The organism is Erwinia sp. PsM31 (assembly GCF_030433775.1).
Taxonomy (GTDB): Bacteria; Pseudomonadota; Gammaproteobacteria; order Enterobacterales; family Enterobacteriaceae; genus Erwinia; species Erwinia aeris.
The window spans coordinates 23200-29983 of record NZ_JARUWZ010000042.1; the positions used below are offsets into that span (position 1 = coordinate 23200).

The 6784-nt window shown below is 44.3% G+C and carries 7 protein-coding genes; 4 read left to right on the forward strand and 3 right to left on the reverse strand.

Annotated elements, in window-relative coordinates:
* Positions 1-101: 101 nt before the first annotated feature.
* Genes QCD69_RS21195 through QCD69_RS21205 form a run of 3 tightly spaced genes read right to left on the reverse strand, consistent with a single transcriptional unit; the run spans position 102 to position 3697 of the window.
* Positions 102-1313, reverse strand: coding sequence for an aromatic amino acid transport family protein (locus tag QCD69_RS21195; protein ID WP_253454406.1), 1212 nt, complete (start codon positions 1311-1313; stop codon positions 102-104).
* A gap of 45 nt (positions 1314-1358) precedes the next feature.
* Positions 1359-2585, reverse strand: a complete 1227-nt coding sequence (locus QCD69_RS21200; protein ID WP_301253447.1) for an aminotransferase class I/II-fold pyridoxal phosphate-dependent enzyme — start codon at positions 2583-2585, stop codon at positions 1359-1361.
* Positions 2546-3697, reverse strand: a complete 1152-nt coding sequence (locus QCD69_RS21205; RefSeq protein ID WP_301253448.1) for an MFS transporter — start codon at positions 3695-3697, stop codon at positions 2546-2548. Before QCD69_RS21205 ends, QCD69_RS21200 begins: the two co-directional genes overlap by 40 nt.
* Before the next feature lie 455 nt (positions 3698-4152).
* On the opposite strand from QCD69_RS21205, the gene QCD69_RS21210 reads away from it, so the two are divergent.
* The 4 genes from QCD69_RS21210 to QCD69_RS21225 all read left to right on the forward strand — a co-directional run bounded on the left by QCD69_RS21210 (position 4153) and on the right by QCD69_RS21225 (position 6510).
* Complete coding sequence (locus tag QCD69_RS21210) at positions 4153-4746, forward strand: hypothetical protein (RefSeq protein ID WP_301253449.1); 594 nt, start codon at positions 4153-4155, stop codon at positions 4744-4746.
* Positions 4747-5094: 348 nt separating this feature from the next.
* Positions 5095-5418: an antibiotic biosynthesis monooxygenase family protein gene (locus QCD69_RS21215; RefSeq protein WP_079970346.1), complete on the forward strand. Its 324-nt coding sequence runs from the start codon at positions 5095-5097 to the stop codon at positions 5416-5418.
* The gene (locus QCD69_RS21220) at positions 5411-5803 is read left to right on the forward strand and encodes an amino acid-binding protein (protein WP_253454395.1); all 393 of its coding nucleotides are present in this window, start codon (positions 5411-5413) and stop codon (positions 5801-5803) included. Before QCD69_RS21215 ends, QCD69_RS21220 begins: the two co-directional genes overlap by 8 nt.
* Positions 5800-6510 carry an ArsR/SmtB family transcription factor gene (locus QCD69_RS21225; RefSeq protein ID WP_253454396.1) on the forward strand — a complete coding sequence of 237 codons (711 nt, stop codon included), beginning with the start codon at positions 5800-5802 and terminating at the stop codon, positions 6508-6510. The genes QCD69_RS21220 and QCD69_RS21225 overlap by 4 nt, the downstream gene beginning before the upstream one ends.
* The last annotated feature ends 274 nt before the right edge of the window (positions 6511-6784 follow it).

Genomic DNA, 6784 nt, shown 5'->3' on the forward strand with positions numbered 1-6784 from the left:
CGCTTTGTGCCAAAAGCGGACGTTTGTGAATCGAGATGGTGTGATAGATGTTGTGTTTAATTCCGGGGACAGCTAACCAGTGTTAATGGCAGCGTATGCTGTCAGTTGATAAAAACTTCTGCCACCATGAAAATCCACATCAAAGTACCCACCATCAAAAATAACTTTAATGTATTATCGCTCAAAGGAAAATGATAGGTCGCAGCCACGCCTTTTTTTCGGGCGACAAGAAGTAAAACCGGCGGGAGTAACACTGCCCATATAACAAGTGCTATGCCAGCATAGGAAATGGCAAGCAGAAAACCATCAGGCTTGATAATACAAAACAGAGCCGGAGGTAAATACGTCAAAAGAACAGGTAACATTTCATTTTTCTTTACCATCCGGTTTTTCAATAAGTCACGAAAGTAATCACACAAACCTAACGAAGCTGAGAGCAAAGAAGATAATATGGCAAACATTGCGAAAAAAACCAGTATCACTTCCATTGATGCTACCGCTTTCGCGCCTTCAATCATTCTGATGAAAGGACCTATATTACCGCCGGAACGCTTGATTTCTGCAAAGGTGGCCTTATCAACCACACCCATAGATAGGGTTAACCAGTAATAGTAGATGAATGCTGAAATAAATACGCCTGCACATAAGCTTCCAACAACCTTTTTATAATTAGTCCGACCATAAATTTTGATGAGCGAGGGAATACTTCCATGAAACCCAAAGGATATAATGCAGACTGGAATGATTAAAATAAACGAAGAGACGCCATTTAATTCGGGGTTGTCAGTTAAATATTGAAGTTTGACACTTTCAAGCAAACTACCAGTGGCTAGGAAAAAAGTTATAAATTTTGCTGCAACGAAAAATGAAATAACGTAATTTGCTGTCGACCCACCCATGTAAATCAGAGATGAAACCAGAAAAGTGATTAACAAAACAGACCATGTCGCTCCATTAATGCCAAATAATTTATTAAGCACCCCGGAAAAGGCAGACGATGCGCCAGAGATATAAGCATAAGTGATTACATAGAGAACAAACAGAAAGCTTGCATTAACGATCACGCTGATCCTGTGGCCCAGAAGATCCTTTGTAAAAGTATGAAAGCTTGTCCCGGAAGGAAATCGCAAATTTACATCAACCAGCATTAATCCGGTTAGAAGCATGAAAAATGCTGAGATCGATAACGTGATTACCCCTTTTGTAAACCATACATTTTCAAGAGCCAGAGGAAGCGCAAACATGCCTCCACCCACTATCGTTGCAACCACTAAGGTTGTTCCATGGCTGAGCCCGGCAATATTTTTCATCATATTCCATTTCTCATAATGCCCGGCAAAGGCCGGGCAAAAGACAGACTACATTACTTCGTTATAGGCTAGTTTAAAACAGTTGTGAAAACGATCGATATGTTCTTTTTCATGTAATGCTGAAATAGCACACCTCAGTATGGCATTCCCCTCTGCGACCGTAGGGAACATCGCCACAGTAGTAGCGAATCCATGTTGGTGCATCTTCTTACACATCGTGATTGCGGTATCTTCATTACCGATGAGAATACCTCGTATCGGCATTCTTGTCCCTCTGTTGATGACGTCAGTATCAGCAAATTTTTCATCAAAATATGCGATAACGTCCTGCAACTGCACCTGTCTCCTGGCAACGGTGCCATCAAGGTGTAGGTCAGCAGCGGCCAGGCATGCCGCCATTCCCGGCAAGCTAGGAGGACCGCCAAATGCGTACGTGGTCCCGTAGGTTTTAATGAATTTAATCGTTTCCTCGAAGTTGCATGCAATAAATCCTCCATGCGAACCAAAAGCTTTAGACAGCGATCCCGCAATAATAATCCTGTCGTCCAGCTTATTGTCGAGGCATTCCATTACATAACCGGAGCCGTTTTCACCGAAGATAGAGGTTCCATGAGCGTCATCAATATAAGCATAACCATTATACTGACTAATTAACTTCGTCAGAAACTTAACCGGCGCCACGCCGCCCATAGAGCCTACACTGTCAGAGATAGATATCGGCGTAAGGCCATTATCATAGGCAAACTTAAATGCCTCTTCAATTTTTTTGTGATCCTGGAAATCTATACGCGCCACATCGCCAAATTGCTGCAACAGCCCCCGATTAATTTGCAAGGTAGCGTGCGCTGTTTTTTCAAGTATGAAATAAGGTTTATTGCTAAAAGTGTATTTTGGCAATGCCCCTGATGCCAGTAATGGCAAAACCGCGATATGACATGGCGTCACCGCATTGAAAGTAAGGGTGCATGCACCTTTCATGATGGCGCTTAGTTTACTTTCAATATCCCTAAAAATGTCTGGCTTAATTCGCGTTCTTGCCACCGAAAGTTGTACGCCAAAACGCTCCATTGCTTCATATACAGCCACTTTAAGTTTTTTGTGCGTTTCGATACCAAGATAAGAGCAGGACACAAACTCGATCATTTCCCTTCCATCATCGAGTCTGATTTTTTTTCCCTCTCTTTCAGTGACAATCAACTCATTGATGTTTTCCGAAAAAACACGTGTTTGATATTTTACAGATTTCTCAATTTTGTTTCTTTGCCAGTTCTGCACTTCGCTCTCCTTAAATAGCTAACTACCAGTAATGACAAAATCGCCAGGGATAATCCACTTAACCCCATCACTTTTTCAAATCCAATCCCTAAAGAAGTAGATTTTGTTACACAATAACTAATAACACCTGCACAGACAGTTTGCGTAAATCCGGTCAATGATGAAGCTACTCCCGTTTTATTACCTTTAATCTGCAATGCGGTGAAATGAGCGACTGGGTAATATGCACCTAATGTAAAATTGAACACAATGGCAGAGAGTAAATATAAAACTGGATCAGGATTTCCGATAATCAAAGGAACTAATGACAGTGCATTGATTCCAAAAAGTAAAAATGGATTTGTGAATGCGTTAAGCTTTGAAGCCTGATTTCCTGCTATGAAAAAAAGAACAGAAAGTGAGAAGACCAGTGAGTATTGAAAAGGCGTAAACTTTAAATTTTCAATAAAAATTACAGGCGTCAACGTAATAAAACAAAAAAGCGAACTCAGAATCAAGGAAACCAAAGCTGTCCCCGAAAAAAATTCGGTTGTCATAAAGCTGCCGTTATATTCTTCAGGCTTCTCTCCTGAACCAGGTAAACTTTTCGGAGCAAGAATGACCGTGATTATTCCAAAAATGAACATCGTTAAAAATATGTAGTTCCAGCTTACATAACCCAGCATTGCTCCGCCCGCGAGCGGTGCGAGCAGAGGAACTATAGCACTGGCAGAGGAAATGTCAGATAGGGCTTTTTTTAAGCTTTCAGCTGGAAAACTATCTTTTGCGATAGCTCTGGATAATACCGGTCCTGCGCCAGCACCCACGGCCTGTATAAATCTTCCTGCCATAAGTAAATAGATATTTTCAGCCATATAGCACAGCAGGCTACCTGCTGAAAAAACGATAAAACCTGCCGTTATCGTTTTTATTTTTCCTAACCTTTCACTTACAAAGCCTACACATAACTGGCTGATAGCATATATGATAAGAAATCCGCTGACCGAAAGCTGAATAAGCGAATAATCAACCTGAAAAACTTTTTGCAGATCTGGCAGAGCCGGAACAATCATGTCGGTAGCCAGAGCTGACACAGATGCAGCCATTACAAGATATAAATACACTCGGTTCATAATCAAAATTAGCTTCTGCTCTAAAGAGCAACCAAGCTATCAAAACAGCTTATAAATATCAATTTATCTTATGTAATCATAGTGCTATACAGCGTTCAGCTAAAAAAAACCTCCTTTAAATAAAAATAACATTAAAATCAATAACATATTAATTAACTGTACGATTAATGATCAACTCTTTAAGGTATTCTGTTCACGAAAAAAACAATTTAATTCCGGTTAGAAATCTATTTGTAAAATAATAATTACACAGATAGTGCTACTGAAAGGAAAGAATTAAGAATTATTCACCGCAAACCCAGCAATAACGATAGATGATAAAATCGTGATCGGTTTTTAACCACATGACAGATAGGAATCTGCTAAAAAAGTGATTTGTTAACTTTACACTTTTATGTGACATTTTTATAACAAATGAAGATGGAACTGTTGACTGGTAGCGCCTCATATATTAAATGAGGTTATCTGATGCGGTGCGCCTGAATGATGAGGCAGGTCGTTTCGCCGGCATCGCGCTGGCTATGGTAAGGGTTGACTACTTCCGGCAGTTCTACAGTTACTATACGCTGCATGAACGCGACGTCCTGGCGCTGATACTGGTTGACACCTCCGTGTTGTATATACGCCCTTTTCCGGACACGGCCATTAACCGCAGCCTTTCCTCCAGCCCGCTGTTCACAACGGTCCTGAAAACGTCAGCCAGTGGCAGCGCTACGTGGCGTTCAGCACTGGACGGCGTCGAGCGGGTATATGGCTACGCCCGTCTTGAGCAGTATCCCCTGATAGTCACGGCGGGATATGACCGTGATGCAATCAGGATGGCGTGGTTCTCTGCCAACGCTGCCGACGTTGTGCTGAACCTCGTGTTGCTTGTAATGATTACCGGCATGGGTATGTTTGTGCTCCGGCAGGTAAAGGCTAACGTCAGAAACCAGCTTGAACTTTCTGACGGCCAGGCAGACCAGGCTGACCGTCTTAAGCAGCAGGCTGACAGGGTGCTTTATAAGGCGAAAAGCAACGACCGTAACCGCATTCATGACATGAGTTAAAATGGTTTTCCGGGTAAGGGCATGCTGTCCGGCGCTGGGAAGATTTGTCCCCACTTATTGAGACCTGTCTTTCATTATTGCCGATTCTGTTCGCATACTTATCGCTGGTAAATGCGCTACCGGCACAGAGCTGACTGCTGCATAAGACGATGTCCGCTTTGTGCCAGAAGCGGACGTTGCGTGTGAATCCACATTTCTATGTTGTCCCGCCTTTTAACTTATGAGTTTGCTGTTCATCGCTTATCCATGCCGGTGGCTTGGCTAACGCACAAGCATACTTCGGTGCTAACCGAAGCAACATGCCTTCGTCATCATTAAACTGCCCGTAAATTAACAACGGAGCGGACCATGATTGCAGTACTTTTTGAGGCAGATGCCCTGCCAGAGGCTCAGGAAAGATATCTTCAGCTCGCTTCGGAGCTGAAGCCTCTCTTATCCGACACGCCCGGTTTTATTTCAATTGAGCGTTTCCAGAGCCTGACTACGCCCGGAAAGATTCTTTCTTTGTCGTGGTGGGAAGATGAGGAGTCTGTTGCCGGATGGAAGCGAAATGTGATGCATCAGGCCGCTCAGAAAGAAGGCAAGCAGTCGATTTTTTCATTCTACAGAATACGGGTAGCCAGCGTATTCCGTGATTACTCTTCTGATAAGGGAACAAATCAGCATGTATGACATTCACGTTATTCTCAAAAACAGCCCGGGCTCACTTGGTTCACTGGGTAGTGTACTGGGTGAAAACGGAGTGGGACTTGAAGGCGGTGGCGTATTTACAGGATCTGAAGGCGCGCATGCACATTTCCTGGTTGAAGACGGCTTTAAAGCACGCAATGTGTTGACTGAGGCTGGTTTTGACGTCTGCAACGTGTGTCGGCCCCTGGTGAGGAAATTACCTCAGGAACGGCCCGGAGAGCTGGGAGAAATAGCTGACACAATTGCCCGGAACGGCATCAATATTCTGGTACAGTACAGCGATCACAGTAACCGGCTCATTCTCATCACGGATGATGATGCCCGGGCAGCCGTAGTAACCCGAAAATGGGCAATACCTTCTGAATGAACCTTGTTAAAACAAAGCGCGGCAGTGAGCCAGATGATGTCCTTGAAACATCAATGGTAATGGTGGCTTCTGCGCTGTCTGACCCGTCAAGGGTAAGTATTCTGTGCGCCCTGATGGACGGGCGCGCATGGACAGCTACCGAACTTAGCGTAGTGGCTGGCATAGCAGCCTCGACAACCAGCGGGCATCTGAACCGACTTCTCGGCAACGGTCTAATCATTTGCCTGACGCAGGGGCGTCATCGCTATTACAGCCTTTCGGGCAATCATATCGCCGGACTGCTGGAAAACCTGATGGGATTTTCCATGGGCACTTCTAAAGCCCCCGTTTCCAGTACGCCGGTCTATCTGCGTTACGCGCGCACCTGCTATGACCATCTGGCAGGCGAGCTTGCTGTCAATATTTATGAATTTATGCTGCAGGAAAAATGGCTTGAAGCAGATGGCTCGGAACTGACATCAGCCGGAAAAATGCATTTTGAGAAAATGGGCGTTTTGCTTAACTCTCGCACACGACGCAAGCCCTGTTGCGGCTGTTTGGACTGGAGTGAAAGACGTTTCCATCTCGGTGGTGACGCTGGCTCAGCCCTGTTTACACTTTTCCTGCAAAAAGAATGGGTAACGCGTGTACAGGGATACCGTGAAGTGAACGTAACCGATTCAGGCCGGGTTGCAATATATCGGCTGTTTAAGCTTAAAATCACCTGATCTTAAGTCATATACCGGTTGATTTGATCGGGTGACCCAAGGTGCTTTCATTTTACGTAAAAGGTCCGCTTCTCGCTCATAGCAGACTTTAAGCCAGCTGCAGGAGTTGACCTTGCCTTGCACCATCAGAATTTGGCGAGCCGGAGGAGTCCAGAAGGATACTTTTCTTTTTTCTGATTACAGTCGGTTTCAGCTGCAGGCAGAGCATCTACAAAAGCCTGATCCTACCCACGTAATGTGGACACGGCCCTAAGCGAGGTTTTGGTTTTCAAAC

Excerpts from the sequence above, each read along its gene's own strand:
- QCD69_RS21205 (WP_301253448.1), bottom strand. The coding sequence starts at position 3,697 with ATGAACCGAGTGTATTTATATCTTGTAATGGCTGCATCTGTGTCAGCT.
- QCD69_RS21210 (WP_301253449.1), top strand. The coding sequence starts at position 4,153 with ATGAGGTTATCTGATGCGGTGCGCCTGAATGATGAGGCAGGTCGTTTC.
- QCD69_RS21215 (WP_079970346.1), top strand. The coding sequence starts at position 5,095 with ATGATTGCAGTACTTTTTGAGGCAGATGCCCTGCCAGAGGCTCAGGAA.
- QCD69_RS21195 (WP_253454406.1), bottom strand. The coding sequence starts at position 1,313 with ATGATGAAAAATATTGCCGGGCTCAGCCATGGAACAACCTTAGTGGTT.
- QCD69_RS21225 (WP_253454396.1), top strand. The coding sequence starts at position 5,800 with ATGAACCTTGTTAAAACAAAGCGCGGCAGTGAGCCAGATGATGTCCTT.
- QCD69_RS21220 (WP_253454395.1), top strand. The coding sequence starts at position 5,411 with ATGTATGACATTCACGTTATTCTCAAAAACAGCCCGGGCTCACTTGGT.